Genomic DNA, 15,686 nt, shown 5'->3' on the forward strand with positions numbered 1-15,686 from the left:
TATATTAACACAATCTATTAGAATACAAGCAAATAATACTTTTATATTGCAATAAATTCGAATATCGCCCCAACCGAAATTTGCTATTGACACTCGTTGGCCATGGCTTAACCATCTAAATAAGGTTCTATGCCAAATATGAAAAAACAGCGTATATTAGGAACATTTTGCCTAATATTTGCTTTATTACTTTTTGAAATAGATAGAAAAGATGACCTCGTATTGTTATCTGGAATCTTGCTAGGCCTTGGCGTGGGCCTCTTCTTTATACCTCTTCTTAAAAAAACAGAATAAATTCTTATTTAGATACAAGTTTTATTATTTTTCCTGTTACATTCTTAGTTCCATTTAAACTGAATTAAATAAGATGAACAATAGAGTATATTGTGATGAAGAAGAATTTATCAATGTAGATTTTCAAAACAAAAACTTTCAAAAAGGGGAATATGAGTTTTGTGTTTTTAAAAATTGCAATTTTAATGCTGTAAATTTAGCTGCAGTTAGCTTTTCTGAATGTGAATTTTTAGACTGTGATTTTAGTAATGCGAATATAAAAAACACACAGTTCAATCAGGTGCAATTTGAGTCTTGCAAATTAATAGGACTAAACTTCGATAGCTGCAATCCTTTTTTGCTATCCTTTTACTTTTCACATTCAATAATAGACTTCTCTTCTTTTTACAATCTTAAACTTAAAAATACAAATTTTGAACGTTGCTCCTTAAAGGAGGTAGATTTTAGCAATGCCGATTTCACTGCTTCCTATTTCACCAACTGCGATTTACAGGGGGCTATTTTTGAAGATACTAACTTGCAGCGATGCGATTTCAAGTCGGCTAAAAATTTCAACATCCATCCAACTCAAAACCAAATTGCAAAAGCAATATTTGCTTCAGATAATTTAATAGGATTATTACAAAGCTTCAATATTAAAATTGAATAATATGATTCATGGTACACATAACGCAATCGAAGATCCCAGGAATGCGAACATAAAAATTATGATTAACGATGAGTTGTATAATCGTAAAGACGCCAAAATATCTGTCTTTGACAGTGGTTACCTGGTTGGTGACGGTATATGGGAAGCTTTTAGAATATACAAAGGACATTTGGCGTTTTCTAATATGCACTTAGATAGACTGTGGAGCGCGGCCGCTAGTGTAGATATGAATTTTCCTTTCAGTAAAGAAGAATTGCTTGAGAAAGTTTGGAAGGTTCTAGAAGCTAATAATATGAGTAATAACGTCCATGTACGCGTTATGATTACTCGCGGAATAAAAAAAACACCTTCGCAAGACCCAAGATTAACTATTAGCGGTCCTAATGTTGTTATTATTGCTGAACATAAAAAAGCAAGTAAAGAAAGTAAAGAAAAAGGTATTACGCTATTTACAAGCACTATTAGAAGAGGAAGCCCAGATTATCTGGATCCTCGCTTAAATTGTCATTCTAAATTACATGAAGTACAAGCCTTAGTACAAGCTATAGAAGCTGGGGCAGATGAAGCGCTAATGTTAGATATAAACGGTTTTGTAAGTACCTGTAATGCCACCAACTTTTTTATAGTAAGGAATAACGAAGTTTGGACATCTACTGGAGAATATTGTATGAATGGTATTACCAGGCAAAATGTTATACGAGTATGCGAAAAACACCAAATAATATGTAAACAAAAAAACTTTTCTTTATTTGATGTTTACAGTGCAGATGAAGCTTTTGTTACAGGCACCTTTGGCGGTTTAACTCCTGTAACTAAAATCGATGGAAGAATAATAGGAAAGGGCAACTATGGCGATTTTACTAAAAAGCTTAGTGGTTTCTACGAGCAATTAATCGAAGAAGAATGTTCCTAATTAGATAAAGATGAGCGATCAAAAAATTAAAAGAATTTGCTTGTGGTCTTGTCCCCGTAATATTTCTACGGCCACCATGTATTCTTTCGCACAACGTAAAGACACCAAAGTTTTTGATGAACCGCTTTATGGGTATTATTTAAAACAAACTAATGCTGCAAGTTATCATCCAGGGGCTAAGGAAATAATAAATAGTATGGAATCTAATGGAAATGCGGTAATAGATATGATGCTGAAAAATAGAGAGAAACCTGTACTATTTTTCAAGAATATGACGCACCATTTATTAGATCTAGATACTTCATTTTTAAAAGAAGTGACTAATGTCTTACTTACACGAGACCCTAGGGATATGATTCCGTCCTTCAATCAGGTAATCAAAAATCCTACGATGCAAGATGTTGGCTATGCAGCCCATACCAAAATCTTAAAAAAATTGGATAATTTAAACGCTAAAACAATTGTACTAGATTCTACACAAACTCTAAAAAATCCAGAAATTAAGCTCAAAAAATTATGTGATTTTATCGGAATTCCTTTCGATAAAAATATGCTGAGCTGGAAGGCAGGAGCAATTCCAGAAGATGGAATTTGGGCAAAGTATTGGTATTCTAATGTGCACAAATCGACCGGTTTCCAAAAATATATACCAAAAAAGAAAAATATTCCTGAACATTTACTGCCATTATTAGAGGAATGTATTCCGCATTACGAAGTATTAAAAAAGCGATCTATTTAAAAAATCCAGAATTCGCTATATTTGAAGCACTCTCAAACTCAAAACAATGCAGGAACGCTTAGCTATTATCAATATTTTCAGATTTAATAAAAAAGAGATTCACGACTATGATAAAAAAATTAAAACACTAAATAGGTGGTCTTACTTTATCACTTTTTATTGCGTTCTCGCCTGGTCTTTAATCTTATCGACCATCGTATTGGATCTTAGTGGAAATAACTCTTTTTTAGCGTGGAACGAAGCTGGAGTTTTGGTAATGATGGCTATCGTGGCTTTGATATTTTGTTCTAAAATTCTTAGCCAAATTAAATTAATAAAACACGAGAAATTCCTACAAAATACTTCAACGATTACTACCGCTAATAACGATGAATTTGAAAATTTGGTAAAAAAAGCAAATCTTAGATTTTATCCAGAACTTCCACTGGCTATTTTAGGTTTTATAATACTTATTTCCGCAGTAATAATTACCGTTTTTGATGATAAGCAATACAGCACATTAATTTGGAACTACGCGAAAATTGCCATCATATTATTCTTCGCCATCGAAGTATTTTCTATTCTGAAGCTACAAAAAGAACTGAAAATAAACATCCAGAAAACTGAAAATCGGTGATTTAACCTTTATCTCTAATAATTAAATATTTTGAAAATATGACAACAATGTTAGTCGCATTTTGAGGATTGGCATTAAAATTGAAATATTTCCATTAGTGTGCGATAAATAAATCGTAAGAGAGAAAAAGTAATCCTATTATATAAAATGTAGGCCTTAACATTAACTAATCATAGTTGTTAAGATATTCTCAAAGTGTAGATTCTTAATCAAAATTATTTTGAATGCCAATCTATTAATAATAGGTTTACAGGATATTAATTCAAGAAAAAGAGAAAATTTTATGTTGAAGTCAAAAAAGATTGCAGGTTTACTTTTTGCATTTGCCCTTATGGCTGGTACCGCTGCCGTAGCACAAACACCTGCTATGCAGCAACAACAAGAGGTAAATGTAGATGTAAGTGATGCTGAACTTTCTAAGTTTGCCAAAGCATATCAAGGTTTGAGAATGATGAACCAACAGGTAAATCAAAAAATGATGAAAACTGTTCAGGATGGTGGTATGGAAGTACAACGATTCAATGAAATTCATCAAGCAAGTCAGGATCCAAATAAGGAAGTTGAAGCTAGCGAAGAAGAGCTAGAACAACATGCAGCTATCTTATCTGAAATAGAAGGCATGCAAGGCGAATTTCAGAAGAAAATGGAAACCACGATAAAAGATCAGGGATTAACTGTAGAACGTTACCAGAAATTGGCAATGGCACTACAATCAGATCAAGAATTACAATCTCGTTTGCAAAAAATGATGCAACAAGGTTAATTAACGCTTTAGATTTTAAAATATTAGAGCAGCAATTTTTTATTGCTGCTTTTTTTATGTGTTAATCGGGCTAATTAAAGTATTTTTAAATCCATTTTAACAGCAGGCACTTTAAACAAAACCTGACATTGCTTAAATTGAACCAAAAAAAATTGAAATCACGAATCAAGATCACCACGCTACTATTATTGCTAAGCTGTATCTTCTCTAACATTTGTGAAGCCCAACACATGAAACAAAAAGATAGTTTAAAATTTACCAATAAAATTGTACCCGACACTATTTGGAGAGAAGCTTACGTAGCCTTGTCCCATTATCCAGAACTAAAAGACACCCCTATAACGCTTAAGTTCAAAAAAAATATTAAAAAATCTTTTATGCAGGCGCAACCCAGCTTTTGGGGCATCTTTAAAAATCGCAAAAAAAGATCATACTACATTTTTATAAATGAAAAAATAGAGATTGAAGACGAAGTGTTTACAGTAACCTCTGCACCATCTGAAGTTATTGTAGGATGGATTGGGCATGAACTAGGCCATATAATGGACTATAGAAATCGTAGTGGTATAAATTTACTATGGTTTGGAATAAGATATCTCACTTCTAAAAATTATATCCGGGAAGCTGAAAGAGCTGCAGATACCTACGCTGTAAACCATGGATTAGGAGAAAATATTATCGCTACCAAAGATTTTATTTTGAATCAATCCAATCTTTCAGAAAAATATAAAAGCAGAATAAAAAAGCTCTACCTTTCTCAAGAAGAAATAGTAGAGCTTGTTGAAGAGCTTGATGAAATCAAAGAGGAAAAACTAAATGAAAAAGACTGATTTTAGCCTTTTTCATTTAACTGTTTTTGAACAAATTTTTCAAATTCTGCAAATTTCTCTTCGTTCATTACTTTTTCCATTTTCACCTGTCCACCTTTCTTTTTGTTCGCCCCACTCCACTCTGGGAAAATCTCTGGCGGCACTTTAGTTACTTTTACACCTTTTAAAGCTTTGCTTCTAGCTACGCCATAGTTTTTGTTGGCATTTTTAAGACTTTTATCCAAGGCTTCTGCTAATTGTTCGTTAGAATTATCAGCGGTGGTTCCTAAGTACCATGAGTGATAAAATTCACCATCTTCAAATCTTTTTGCAGCAATGGTAAATTCAGGAATCTTAATATCAAATTTTTCTTCTAGCTCCTGCACGGCATCATTCATCTTATTTACAGATAATTGCGAACCTACAACATTTAGGAAAAATTTAGTTCTACCTGTTATTCTTATTTCAAAGTTTTCTTTATCGGTAAATTTAATAGTATCTCCAATGATATATCGCCATGCCCCTGCAACAGTACTTATTAGAAGCACATATTCTTTTTCTTCTTCAACATCTGCTAAAGGTATTGTTGGAGCATCTTCAGTTAAAGAACCATCCTGGTTAATATATTCTGGCTCAAATGGAACAAATTCAAAGTATATTCCGTTATCCAAAATAAGCTTCATACTTTTAGAATCTGGATTACTCTGTAAAGCCAAAAATCCTTCTGAAGCTAAATAAGTGTCTATTATTTTTATAGGTTTCCCCATTAAAGCCATAAAACTCTTTTGGTAAGGCTCAAAAGCTACACCACCACTAGCGTAAACCTGTAAGTTTGGCCAAATTTCATGGATATTGTCTACGTTATGATATTCTATAACTTTTTTCAACATCAATTCCATCCAGGAAGGTATGCCGCTTAAAGCTCCAATATCCCAATTCTTAGCATTTTCAGCAATACGCTCTACACGCTCGTCCCAGTCTTCAATCTTAGAAATCTCTTCTCCCGGTTTATAATAACTACGAAACCAAAACGGAATGTTACTCGCACTTATCCCACTTATTTCTCCTTCTTCATGATCCCCCTCATGTTGAAGATCTGTAGAACTTCCCAGCATCATAATACCTTTCTCAAAAAACTCGGGCTCAAGATCAAAATTGGCTAAAGCTCCTACTTGCTTGATCCCAGCATTTCTAATACTTTCTACCATCTCATCTGTAACCGGGATTCTTTTACTTGATTTTCCGGTAGTTCCAGAACTTAGTGCGAAATAATGTGGTTTACCTGGCCAGGTAATATCTTCAGCTCCCTCGTGTATTTGCGACCACCAACGATCGTTAAGTGTTTTATAATCAAAATAAGGCACCTTTTCTGCAAATGCCTTTTCAATATTTTCTGCTTCTAGAATTTTAGAAAAGCCGTAAAATTTTCCGAAAGAAGTATTCTTAGCTTTTTCAAGCAAATTTGTAAGTACTTCTTTTTGTGCCTTAAAAGCATCTGGTTCAGAAACTATAGTTCCTCTTAAGTCAATTAAACTTTTAATTATTGATCCTCTTATAGCCATTTTATGGTCGATTTAATTTTATTTTGAAGATAATTAAATCTAAACAGCTCTTATATTTATTGGCTTTGATTTATAAAATTTTTAACGAGTACAGTGTTTTATAAAAACAACCTTTTGAAGAATATAAAATAAAGGCAGATAAAATTATAGTATTTATATTATGTTAAAAGCTTTTTTTACTTATTTTGCAATTAATATATGATATATAGCCCTGAAAATTAAATATTAATATATTTTATTTTAACTACACATGGATTCTAAAATTCAACAAAATTCTTCCAGATACCCTATAATATCTTACGATGAAGCTTCAGACAAAGTGAAAGCCATCTATGATGATACGAAGAAAACACTACAGTTACCTTTTGTCCTAAACTGGTTTAAATGCCAGGGATCAAACGCTATCCTTCTTGAAGGAAACTGGAACAAATTGAAAAACACTTTAATGAAGGGAGATGTTCCTAATGTTTTAAAGCAACTTATTATCTATAATGTTTCAAAATCCAGAGGTTGTAATTATTGTTCGCATGCTCACGGTATTTTTGCTGATAGTATGAGTTCAATGATCTCTGAGGAAGAAGGTTTTAAAGCTACAGAAAATATTAATTCTCCTTCTATGCCCGCCAGCTATAGAAAAGCAGTGACCATTGTCACCAAAGCAGCACTTAAGCATAGTGAAATTTCAGACGACGATTTTGCTGAACTAGAAGGTGTAGGATTTTCAAATGCTGAAATACAGGAGTTAATGGCACAAGCAGATCTTGTAAACATGTTAAATACCATTGCCGATGTTTCTGGAATTAAAATAGATAATGAATTATTAGAAACTCCAGAATAAAGTTCTCACCTAATTTTTAATGGCCTCCATTCAAAACAATGCATCGCAATTATATAGAATTACCTACGAGGCCTATTCTAAATTTGCAAATGCAATTAATAGATGCAGTACTTTAGAGGAAGTAGGAAAAATAGCAGAAAAGCATTTAAAATATATACTAAATTTTCATCTTTTTAGGATAACTATTGAACAGCAAAATGAGCTTCTAGAATATTCCTTATGTAAAAATGAAATTTTGGTTAATAATAAAAGCTTAGCCGATCTTCATTCTCTAGATAAAGAATTACTAAGAACAGGTATACCTGTTAGAACAACAAATATTCCAGAGGATTTTATCGATCAAAGATTAGACGTCGCTACTTTAAAAAATCCGTTACTGTGGTCGTGGTTATTCGATAAAGGAGATCATAGAATTCTCATTTCTTTAATTGGTGATGATACCAGACCATTCGCTACTAGAGATATCGAAATCTTAAAATTAGCTGCAGACAGTTTTGATGCTAAATTTAAAGAGATTACCCTGAAAAAAGAATTGGCAAAAAAAAATAGTATTCTTGAAGAAGCTTTACATACTATTAAAGTCCAAAACAATGAAATAAACGAAATTAACAAGAATCAAAAAGAAATAATTAAAAAAAGGACAAATGAAATTACCCTAAAAAATAAAAAATTATTGAAAATTTCTGTCCTTAATGCACACAATGTAAAAGAGCCACTATCAAGAATCCAGGGAATCATTGAATTATTTGATATCATGGACGACGAAAGCTGTAGAAAAGAATTATTACCCATGCTGAAGATTTCTGCTGAGGAAATGGATAAGGTTGTAAAAAAGGTAATAGAAATGGCCTCGAAAGAATTAATACAATTAAATGCTAATAAAAAATGACCCCAATCATTTTAGTTGATGATCAACCTATTGCAAATTTCATCACAAAAAAAATACTCGAAAACGCGGGATATATCGAAAATATCAAAGATTTTACCGATGGCACCATCGCATTAGAAGAGGTGAAACGCCTTAGCAATTCTATTATTCTTCTAGACCTTAATATGCCGAAAATGTCTGGATGGGAATTTATGGATGCTATGCAAAACTTAGGCTTAAATAATAAAATTATAATTCTATCTTCCAGCACAAGTGAAATCGACATAGCCAAAGCTAAAGAATATTCATTTGTAATGGATTATGTTGTTAAACCACTTAACAAATCGAAATTTCTTAAAATCGCTCCATTTTTGAAAATGGATTAAAAATTTCGAATATTAATATTTACCGCAAAGTTAATGTCTTAGCTTTGCGGTTTTTTTTATATGAATAATAATCAAGAAGAATTACTAAAACTGGCGTATACAAAAATGCCATTCGGAAAATACAAGGATTGGTACTTATCAGATATTCCAGAGCCTTACTACGTCTGGTTTAACAAAAAAGGGTTTCCCGCCGGAAAATTTGGAAATCAATTAAAACAAGTTCACGAACTTAAAGTGAACGGTATGGAAATATTACTGAAAGAAATACGTAAAAGATATCCAAAACCTCTATAAATTAATTTTTAAAATTCGCTCAATTCCCATAAAACATCTAATTTAAAAAGCCTTAAAGAATCCTTAAATATTAGGCTTTAATTTTAGCCGCTTTTTCTATTCTTCTTCGTAATTTAGCGCCCTGAATAATTGGAACGCTTCAAACACTCTTAAAAAAATGGCCGAAACCAAGTATATATTTGTTACCGGTGGCGTTTCCTCTTCTTTAGGAAAAGGGATAATCGCAGCATCTTTAGCAAAATTATTACAAGCTCGTGGCTTTAGAACCACTATTCAGAAACTAGATCCATATATTAATGTGGATCCTGGGACTCTTAATCCTTACGAACATGGCGAATGTTATGTAACCGAAGACGGGGCAGAAACAGATCTTGACCTTGGTCACTATGAGCGCTTTTTAAACGTAAATACCTCACAGGCAAATAATGTAACTACCGGTAGAATTTACCAAAGCGTTATTGAAAAAGAACGCCGCGGGGAATTCTTGGGAAAAACTGTACAGGTAGTACCCCACATCACCAACGAAATTAAAGATCGTATTCAGATTCTAGGAAAGAAAAAAGAATATGATATCGTTATTACTGAAATTGGTGGAACTGTAGGTGATATTGAGTCTTTACCTTACATTGAAGCTGTTCGCCAATTAAAATGGGAATTAGGAGACGAGAATGCACTAATCATTCATCTAACTTTGGTTCCGTTTTTATCTGCAGCCGGAGAGCTTAAAACAAAGCCTACCCAACATAGTGTAAAAACTTTAATGGAAAGCGGACTAAAAGCTGATATTCTTGTTTGTAGAACAGAACACGAACTTTCAGACGATATTCGTAGAAAATTAGCTATTTTCTGTAATGTTAGGCAAGAAGCTGTAATACAGTCTATCGATGCTCCTACCATTTACGACGTACCAAATTTAATGCTGAAGGAAGGTTTAGATACCGTTACACTGAAAAAATTAGACCTACCAGACGAAACTACACCCAATCTAGAACAATGGAATAAATTCTTGGATCGTCATAAAAATCCAAGAGCTGAAGTTCGAATTGGTCTTATTGGAAAATATGTAGAACTTCAGGATTCATATAAGTCGATTTTAGAAGCTTTTATTCATGCCGGAGCCGAGAATGAAGTAAAAGTAAATATTGAAAGTATTCATTCCGAATTTATTAATGAGAATACAATAAAAAATAAAATTTCTCACTTAGATGGAATTTTAGTTGCTCCTGGATTTGGTGAACGTGGTATCGAAGGAAAGATTGATGCGGTGCAGTTTGCGCGTGAAAATGGATTACCATTTTTAGGGATTTGTTTAGGAATGCAAATGGCAGTAATTGAATTTGCACGTAATGTCTTAAAGCTTAAGGGAGCGAATTCTACCGAGATGGACGATACCACAAAACATCCGGTTATCGATATTATGGAAGAACAAAAAAATATTACCCATATGGGCGGGACTATGCGACTTGGTGCATGGGATTGCCATTTGAGTGATAAATCTATTATTCATGATGTTTACGGAACTGCAGATATAAAAGAAAGACATAGACATCGTTACGAATACAATAACAAATACAAAGAACAATTAGATAAAGCAGGTTTGCGTAGTACGGGTATCAACCCAGATACAGGGCTTGTTGAAGTAGTTGAACTTCAGGATCATCCATGGTTTGTTGGCGTACAGTATCACCCAGAATATAAAAGTACGGTAGCTAGCCCGCATCCTTTATTTGTGGCTTTTGTAAAAGCAGCACACGAATATTCAAAAAATAAAGCATAATGCCACTTTGACACCTGTATAATTATTGGTCGCTTTTTTGACTAATATCAACTTTACCGTGATTAAAGTAATTAGGTGAAAAATATAAAATAAGTTATTTCAGAAAAGTCCGTAACGAAGCAAAGCTTCATCTAAGGATTTAAAGATTTTTAGGAAAATTTTAGAATGGAAGAAAAGAAGATTGATATCCAATCCATTATTGGATTTATTTTAATTGGAGGAATTTTAATCTGGATGCTATATACTAATAGTATGGAGCAGCCACAAGAGGAAACAACTGCTCCCGCTACTACAGAGCAGGTTACAAACTCTCCAAACAGCAATCAGCAACTAGCAAACGAAAACAACAACAATGCAGCTGTCAGCGATTCTGCTGCATTGGCGCAAGCACAAAACAGGCTTGGTGCTTTTGGATATTCTGCTACTCTAGCTTCAGCAAAAGAAAACACTACTGTTATAGAAAACGATGTTTTAAGGCTAGAAGTTTCTAATAAAGGTGGATATATTAAAGAGGCTGTTTTAAAAAATTATAAAACTTACGATTCTATACCAGTTTATCTGGTAAAAGATGGTAATGCTAATTTCAATCTTAATTTCAATACAACAGATGGACGTACTTTAGATACAGAAAATCTGTATTTTGAACCTAGCGTATCCAAGAATGGTGATAGCGAAATTCTGTCCATGAAATTAAAAGTTTCAGAAGATAAATTTCTGGAATACAGATATGCGCTAAAACCCGGCGATTACATGATGGATTTCAGCATTCGTTCTCAAGGTTTAGCGAGCGTTTTAAATGGATCGCAACCCATCAATTTTGATTGGGATTTAAAAGCGTATCGTCACTCTAAAAGTATTTCTTACGAAAATAAATACACCGTATTGGCGTACGAATACGAGGATGACAAATACGATGATCTAGGCCACGGCGATGATGAAGAAACAGATGAGAATATTTCTTACATCGCTTACAAACAACACTTTTTTAGTTCTATTTTACTAACCGACACTCCTTTTAAAAACGCTAAATTTCATTCTAAAAATTTAGTTGAGGATGAAGAAGTAGATACACTGTATACAAAGGCTTTTGCAGCCAGTGCACCTTTGGAACTTCAAGGCGGTGAGTTGAATTATAATATGAACTGGTATTATGGTCCAACAGATTATAAAATTCTAAAAGAATACAACCGTAACCTAGATGAAATTGTTCCTTTAGGATGGGGAATTTTTGGATGGATTAACAAGTATATTTTTATTCCATTCTTCGCTTTCTTAAGTAGTTTCTTACCTAGTTATGGTATTGCTATTATCGTGATGACCATTGTGGTTAGAATTGTACTTTCTCCGGTAACGTATAAATCTTACTTATCTCAGGCCAAAATGAAGGTTTTACGACCAGAGATTAACGAGATTAACGAAAAGTATAAGGATAATGCGATGAAGAAGCAGCAGGAAACCATGAAGCTGTATAGCAAAGCGGGCGCCAGCCCTATGAGTGGTTGTTTACCGGCTTTAATGCAAATTCCTGTTTTCTATGCATTATTTCAGTTTTTCCCAAGTGCATTCCAGTTAAGACAAAAGAGTTTCCTTTGGGCAGACGATTTATCAAGCTACGATGTTATTGCAGAACTACCTTTCCATATTCCATTTTATGGAGAACACGTTAGTTTATTCCCAATCTTAGCTTCTGTAGCCATTTTTATCTATATGCAAATGACTACAGGACAAAGCATGCAGGCCAATCAACAGCCGGGAATGCCAAACATGAAGTTCTTAATGTATCTATCGCCACTAATGATGTTATTTTTCTTTAATAACTACGCCAGTGGTTTATCTTTATACTACTTCACCTCTAACCTAATTACTATTGGGATTATGTTAGTGATTAAAAATGTGATTGTAGACGAAGATAAAATACATGCTAAAATTCAGGCAAATAAAGCAAAACCTAAAAAGCAAAATAGGTTTACCAGAAAAATGCAGGAAATGATGGAGCAGGCTGAAGAACAGCAAAAGAAAAACAAGAAGTAATATTTTCTGATATAAAATAAAAAAGCCATTCCTAATAGAATGGCTTTTTTATTTCTTGAGATTGAACCTTCTTATTCAATTATTATTTGATCAACTACCTGAATTACGCCATTTACAGCCTGAATATTTGGCGTAGTTATATTAACAACAATTTCATTTTCTAAAATAATTTTCGGGCCGTTATCTTCGTAAAATTTCAATTGTCTACCACTATTTGCGGTCACATTCAATGTGTCAACAATTGCTTCGGTGCGTATGTTTTCTGCTGAAATAATATGATTTTCAATTATCCTTTCTAAAGTATTCTGCGGAATATCACTAATACTCGCATAATCATTAGCTTCTAAAAAGTTTTGAATAGCTTCCTCTGAAGCCTGCAAAATTGTATAAACTTCTTCTTCAGATCTCAAATCTTCTAAATAATTTCGCGAAGAATTAGCTGAAAGCAAACTATAAAAACTAAGTGCTGATTCTTCCTGACTTACCAACAAAAAATCATCAATCTTAGGTAAAGATAAAAATGTTTTTATAGGATTTAAATATCCATTATCAAGTTTAATATTAGCTTGGGCGATTACAACCTCTGCTTCATTATTTATATAAAAAATATGATCTGCTGTAGACGTATACATACTTAGTAAGCGATCTGATGCATTCCCTATGGCTAAGCTTCTAATATAGCCGTCAGGAAACTCACCCAACGTTATAGCACCTGGTTGAACATGATAACGTAAATAATTTTCTAATGCATCTAGGGGTACATCATTAATATTGGTAAAATCATTATCAGATAAAAAGCTATTAAAAGCTGCGTTAGTAGGCGCAAAAATCGTGAACTGCTGTGTCGTGTTTAAAAGGGAATCTAATCCAGTACGATTTAGACCGGCTGCCAACACCGAATAATTTGAATTATTCAAAAGAAAATTGCTAATTGTGTTTTCAGCTATATTTACATCTCCAGGATCATCTGAAGTACCACATGAAAAAAATGATGAACACAAAACAAAAAATAGTACGATCTTTGATAATTTCAGCATAGATTCATCGATATTTATATTTGATGGAGACTAAAATAAGTAGAGAATAATTAATATTTGTGTAATATCTGTTAATTTGAAAACCCCAATTTATGAACGTATCACTTAACTTAAAAAAGATAAATATTTCTAAGCTCGCCATAGTGACGATACTTTTATTTTTTTTCCAAGGTCTAATTGCTCAGGAAGGCCCTAATCAAAAAGATGCCCAAGGCAAAAGAGATGGCTTATGGAAAGTAAATTTTCCAGGAACCAACCAAACAAAGTTTGAAGGAGTCTTTAATCATGGTAAAGAAACAGGAAAATTTAAGTTTTACAAACAAGGTTATGATCAACACCCAAGCGCTATTATGGATTTTGAAACCGGTAGTGATTCGGTTGCTGTAAAATACTACACCCAGAAGGGCGAAGTAATTAGCGAAGGAATGATGTTAAATAAAAAACGCGCAGGGAAATGGACTATTTACCATCATGAAAGCGATCAAATAATGATGTCTGAATTCTACAAAGATGGAAAATTAGATGGTCCTCAAACCACTTATTTTAAAAATGGAAAGATTGGTGAAAAAACAAATTATAAAAACGATATTAAGAACGGAAAGAGCCAGATTTACGCAGATAACGGCCAGCTCTTACAAGATTTAAACTATAAAAATGGAGAATTAGATGGTCACCAAACCTATTATAATCCGGCAGGCGAATGGGTTGCCGAAGGTGATTATGATAATGGCAGACGAATTGAAGATCAAAATTGATTAAAATAAGCTATTTTATATTTGATTTTTAGATATTAAAATACGACAAATACAAAGGTGGCTTTCGTCACCTTTTTTTATTTCGTAATTTTGTACACTTTATTTCGACTTTATAATCGATCAATCCAAAAAGGCTTGGTCTATCAAGTTTAATTTCTATGAAAAAAGTTGTAGTAGGACTCTCGGGTGGTGTAGATAGTAGTGTTTCAGCATATCTTTTAAAAGAACAAGGATACGAGGTTATTGGATTATTCATGAAGAACTGGCATGATGATTCTGTTACCATTTCAGACGAATGTCCTTGGTTAGAAGATAGCAATGATGCAATGATCGTTGCTGAAAAATTGGGTATTCCATTCCAGACGGTAGATCTAAGCGAGCAATACAAAGAGCGCATTGTAGATTACATGTTTAATGAATACGAACGTGGTAGAACACCTAATCCAGATGTACTGTGTAATCGTGAGATTAAGTTTGATGTTTTTATGAAGATTGCTTTGTCTCTAGGCGCAGATTATGTGGCTACAGGTCATTATTGCCGAAAAGCAGCGTTTGAAACTAATGGAGAAACTACCTATCAATTATTATCTGGGAAAGATAATAATAAAGACCAGTCTTATTTTCTTTGTCAATTAACTCAGGAGCAACTTTCTAAAACCTTGTTCCCTATTGGCGAACTTCAAAAATCTGAAGTTCGAAAAATAGCTACAGAACAAGAACTTATTACGGCAGATAAAAAAGACTCACAAGGTCTTTGTTTTATAGGAAAAGTTCGTCTTCCAGATTTTCTTCAGCAGAAACTAAAGGCTAAAGAAGGTAATATTATAGAAATTAAATCGGATATCGCAACTTATAAAAATGATATTCCTGAATTTGAATCTAAAATTGAAGAATTGAAATTTCTTGCTCGAAAACACCAATATCAACCCAATGATGGGAAAATAGTTGGTAAACATCAGGGTGCGCATTATTTCACCAAAGGACAACGTAAAGGTTTGGCCGTTGGCGGAACACCAGAGCCGCTTTTCGTAATAGATACCGATGTTGAAGAAAATGTAATTTATACGGGGCAGGGAAAAAATCATCCAGGGATTTATAGAAAAGCACTTTTTATCAACAAAGATGAAGTGCATTGGGTTCGTGAAGATTTACGATTAAAAACAGATGAAACCAAAAAAATAAAAGCGAGGATTCGATACCGACAGCCTTTACAGGATACTACGCTACATCAAACTGAGCATGGCATGTATGTAGTTTTCGAAGAGCCGCAAGCTTCTATTACTGAAGGTCAATTTGTCGCCTGGTATGAAGGTGAAGAATTATTAGGATCTGGAGTAATTTCTTAAATTTCAGAA

The 15,686-nt window shown here is 33.4% G+C and carries 16 protein-coding genes; 14 read left to right on the forward strand and 2 right to left on the reverse strand.

Annotation, left to right across the window (positions count from 1 at the left end):
* Window positions 1-367: 367 nt before the first annotated feature.
* The 6 genes from PBT91_RS11855 (at window position 368) to PBT91_RS11880 (ending at window position 4,804) form a co-directional block, all read left to right on the forward strand.
* Complete coding sequence (locus PBT91_RS11855; protein WP_270058675.1) at window positions 368-943, forward strand: pentapeptide repeat-containing protein; 576 nt, start codon at window positions 368-370, stop codon at window positions 941-943.
* Between the two features lies 1 nt (window position 944).
* Entirely contained in the window at window positions 945-1,856 is a 912-nt protein-coding gene (locus tag PBT91_RS11860) for an aminotransferase class IV (RefSeq protein ID WP_270058676.1), read from the forward strand.
* A 10-nt stretch (window positions 1,857-1,866) separates the two neighbouring features.
* Window positions 1,867-2,595, forward strand: coding sequence for a sulfotransferase family protein (locus PBT91_RS11865; RefSeq protein WP_270058677.1), 729 nt, complete (start codon window positions 1,867-1,869; stop codon window positions 2,593-2,595).
* A 46-nt stretch (window positions 2,596-2,641) separates the two neighbouring features.
* Complete coding sequence (locus PBT91_RS11870; protein WP_270058678.1) at window positions 2,642-3,211, forward strand: hypothetical protein; 570 nt, start codon at window positions 2,642-2,644, stop codon at window positions 3,209-3,211.
* Window positions 3,212-3,494: 283 nt separating this feature from the next.
* Window positions 3,495-3,974, forward strand: a complete 480-nt coding sequence (locus PBT91_RS11875; protein WP_270058679.1) for a DUF4168 domain-containing protein — start codon at window positions 3,495-3,497, stop codon at window positions 3,972-3,974.
* Between the two features lie 230 nt (window positions 3,975-4,204).
* The gene (locus PBT91_RS11880; RefSeq protein ID WP_270058680.1) at window positions 4,205-4,804 is read left to right on the forward strand and encodes a hypothetical protein; all 600 of its coding nucleotides are present in this window, start codon (window positions 4,205-4,207) and stop codon (window positions 4,802-4,804) included.
* Window positions 4,805-4,806: 2 nt separating this feature from the next.
* On the opposite strand, the gene PBT91_RS11885 is transcribed toward PBT91_RS11880, so the two are convergent.
* Window positions 4,807-6,345, reverse strand: a complete 1,539-nt coding sequence (locus PBT91_RS11885; protein ID WP_270058681.1) for a GH3 family domain-containing protein — start codon at window positions 6,343-6,345, stop codon at window positions 4,807-4,809.
* Between the two features lie 250 nt (window positions 6,346-6,595).
* Here PBT91_RS11885 and PBT91_RS11890 point away from each other — a divergent pair, with 250 nt between their 5' ends.
* The 6 genes from PBT91_RS11890 (at window position 6,596) to yidC (ending at window position 12,539) form a co-directional block, all read left to right on the forward strand.
* Window positions 6,596-7,183, forward strand: a complete 588-nt coding sequence (locus tag PBT91_RS11890; RefSeq protein ID WP_270058682.1) for a carboxymuconolactone decarboxylase family protein — start codon at window positions 6,596-6,598, stop codon at window positions 7,181-7,183.
* A 19-nt stretch (window positions 7,184-7,202) separates the two neighbouring features.
* Window positions 7,203-8,072, forward strand: coding sequence for a histidine kinase (locus PBT91_RS11895; RefSeq protein ID WP_270058683.1), 870 nt, complete (start codon window positions 7,203-7,205; stop codon window positions 8,070-8,072).
* The gene (locus tag PBT91_RS11900) at window positions 8,069-8,437 is read left to right on the forward strand and encodes a response regulator (RefSeq protein WP_270058684.1); all 369 of its coding nucleotides are present in this window, start codon (window positions 8,069-8,071) and stop codon (window positions 8,435-8,437) included. The genes PBT91_RS11895 and PBT91_RS11900 overlap by 4 nt, the downstream gene beginning before the upstream one ends.
* A 60-nt stretch (window positions 8,438-8,497) precedes the next feature.
* Window positions 8,498-8,731 (forward strand): DUF3820 family protein, encoded by a 234-nt coding sequence (locus PBT91_RS11905; RefSeq protein ID WP_270058685.1) that lies wholly within the window; start codon window positions 8,498-8,500, stop codon window positions 8,729-8,731.
* Window positions 8,732-8,888: 157 nt separating this feature from the next.
* The gene (locus PBT91_RS11910; protein WP_270058686.1) at window positions 8,889-10,508 is read left to right on the forward strand and encodes a CTP synthase; all 1,620 of its coding nucleotides are present in this window, start codon (window positions 8,889-8,891) and stop codon (window positions 10,506-10,508) included.
* Window positions 10,509-10,673: 165 nt separating this feature from the next.
* Window positions 10,674-12,539, forward strand: coding sequence for a membrane protein insertase YidC (yidC, locus tag PBT91_RS11915; protein WP_270058687.1), 1,866 nt, complete (start codon window positions 10,674-10,676; stop codon window positions 12,537-12,539).
* Window positions 12,540-12,610: 71 nt separating this feature from the next.
* On the opposite strand, the gene PBT91_RS11920 is transcribed toward yidC, so the two are convergent.
* The gene (locus PBT91_RS11920) at window positions 12,611-13,576 is read right to left on the reverse strand and encodes a fasciclin domain-containing protein (protein ID WP_270058688.1); all 966 of its coding nucleotides are present in this window, start codon (window positions 13,574-13,576) and stop codon (window positions 12,611-12,613) included.
* Between the two features lie 92 nt (window positions 13,577-13,668).
* Here PBT91_RS11920 and PBT91_RS11925 point away from each other — a divergent pair, with 92 nt between their 5' ends.
* Both PBT91_RS11925 and mnmA read left to right on the forward strand, forming a co-directional pair.
* On the forward strand, window positions 13,669-14,331 hold the full coding sequence (locus tag PBT91_RS11925; protein WP_270058689.1) for a toxin-antitoxin system YwqK family antitoxin: 663 nt from the start codon (window positions 13,669-13,671) through the stop codon (window positions 14,329-14,331).
* 158 nt (window positions 14,332-14,489) lie between these two features.
* Window positions 14,490-15,677 (forward strand): tRNA 2-thiouridine(34) synthase MnmA, encoded by a 1,188-nt coding sequence (gene mnmA / locus PBT91_RS11930; protein WP_270058690.1) that lies wholly within the window; start codon window positions 14,490-14,492, stop codon window positions 15,675-15,677.
* The last annotated feature ends 9 nt before the right edge of the window (window positions 15,678-15,686 follow it).

The organism is Zunongwangia sp. HGR-M22, from assembly GCF_027594425.1.
Classification (GTDB): domain Bacteria; phylum Bacteroidota; class Bacteroidia; order Flavobacteriales; family Flavobacteriaceae; genus Zunongwangia.

What these genes read in the sequence shown, in the direction of transcription:
- PBT91_RS11855 (WP_270058675.1), top strand. Translation starts at nt 368, where the DNA reads ATGAACAATAGAGTATATTGTGATGAAGAAGAATTTATCAATGTAGAT.
- PBT91_RS11860 (WP_270058676.1), top strand. Translation starts at nt 945, where the DNA reads ATGATTCATGGTACACATAACGCAATCGAAGATCCCAGGAATGCGAAC.
- PBT91_RS11865 (WP_270058677.1), top strand. Translation starts at nt 1,867, where the DNA reads ATGAGCGATCAAAAAATTAAAAGAATTTGCTTGTGGTCTTGTCCCCGT.
- PBT91_RS11870 (WP_270058678.1), top strand. Translation starts at nt 2,642, where the DNA reads ATGCAGGAACGCTTAGCTATTATCAATATTTTCAGATTTAATAAAAAA.
- PBT91_RS11875 (WP_270058679.1), top strand. Translation starts at nt 3,495, where the DNA reads ATGTTGAAGTCAAAAAAGATTGCAGGTTTACTTTTTGCATTTGCCCTT.
- PBT91_RS11880 (WP_270058680.1), top strand. Translation starts at nt 4,205, where the DNA reads ATGAAACAAAAAGATAGTTTAAAATTTACCAATAAAATTGTACCCGAC.
- PBT91_RS11885 (WP_270058681.1), bottom strand. Translation starts at nt 6,345, where the DNA reads ATGGCTATAAGAGGATCAATAATTAAAAGTTTAATTGACTTAAGAGGA.
- PBT91_RS11890 (WP_270058682.1), top strand. Translation starts at nt 6,596, where the DNA reads ATGGATTCTAAAATTCAACAAAATTCTTCCAGATACCCTATAATATCT.
- PBT91_RS11895 (WP_270058683.1), top strand. Translation starts at nt 7,203, where the DNA reads ATGGCCTCCATTCAAAACAATGCATCGCAATTATATAGAATTACCTAC.
- PBT91_RS11900 (WP_270058684.1), top strand. Translation starts at nt 8,069, where the DNA reads ATGACCCCAATCATTTTAGTTGATGATCAACCTATTGCAAATTTCATC.
- PBT91_RS11905 (WP_270058685.1), top strand. Translation starts at nt 8,498, where the DNA reads ATGAATAATAATCAAGAAGAATTACTAAAACTGGCGTATACAAAAATG.
- PBT91_RS11910 (WP_270058686.1), top strand. Translation starts at nt 8,889, where the DNA reads ATGGCCGAAACCAAGTATATATTTGTTACCGGTGGCGTTTCCTCTTCT.
- yidC (WP_270058687.1), top strand. Translation starts at nt 10,674, where the DNA reads ATGGAAGAAAAGAAGATTGATATCCAATCCATTATTGGATTTATTTTA.
- PBT91_RS11920 (WP_270058688.1), bottom strand. Translation starts at nt 13,576, where the DNA reads ATGCTGAAATTATCAAAGATCGTACTATTTTTTGTTTTGTGTTCATCA.
- PBT91_RS11925 (WP_270058689.1), top strand. Translation starts at nt 13,669, where the DNA reads ATGAACGTATCACTTAACTTAAAAAAGATAAATATTTCTAAGCTCGCC.
- mnmA (WP_270058690.1), top strand. Translation starts at nt 14,490, where the DNA reads ATGAAAAAAGTTGTAGTAGGACTCTCGGGTGGTGTAGATAGTAGTGTT.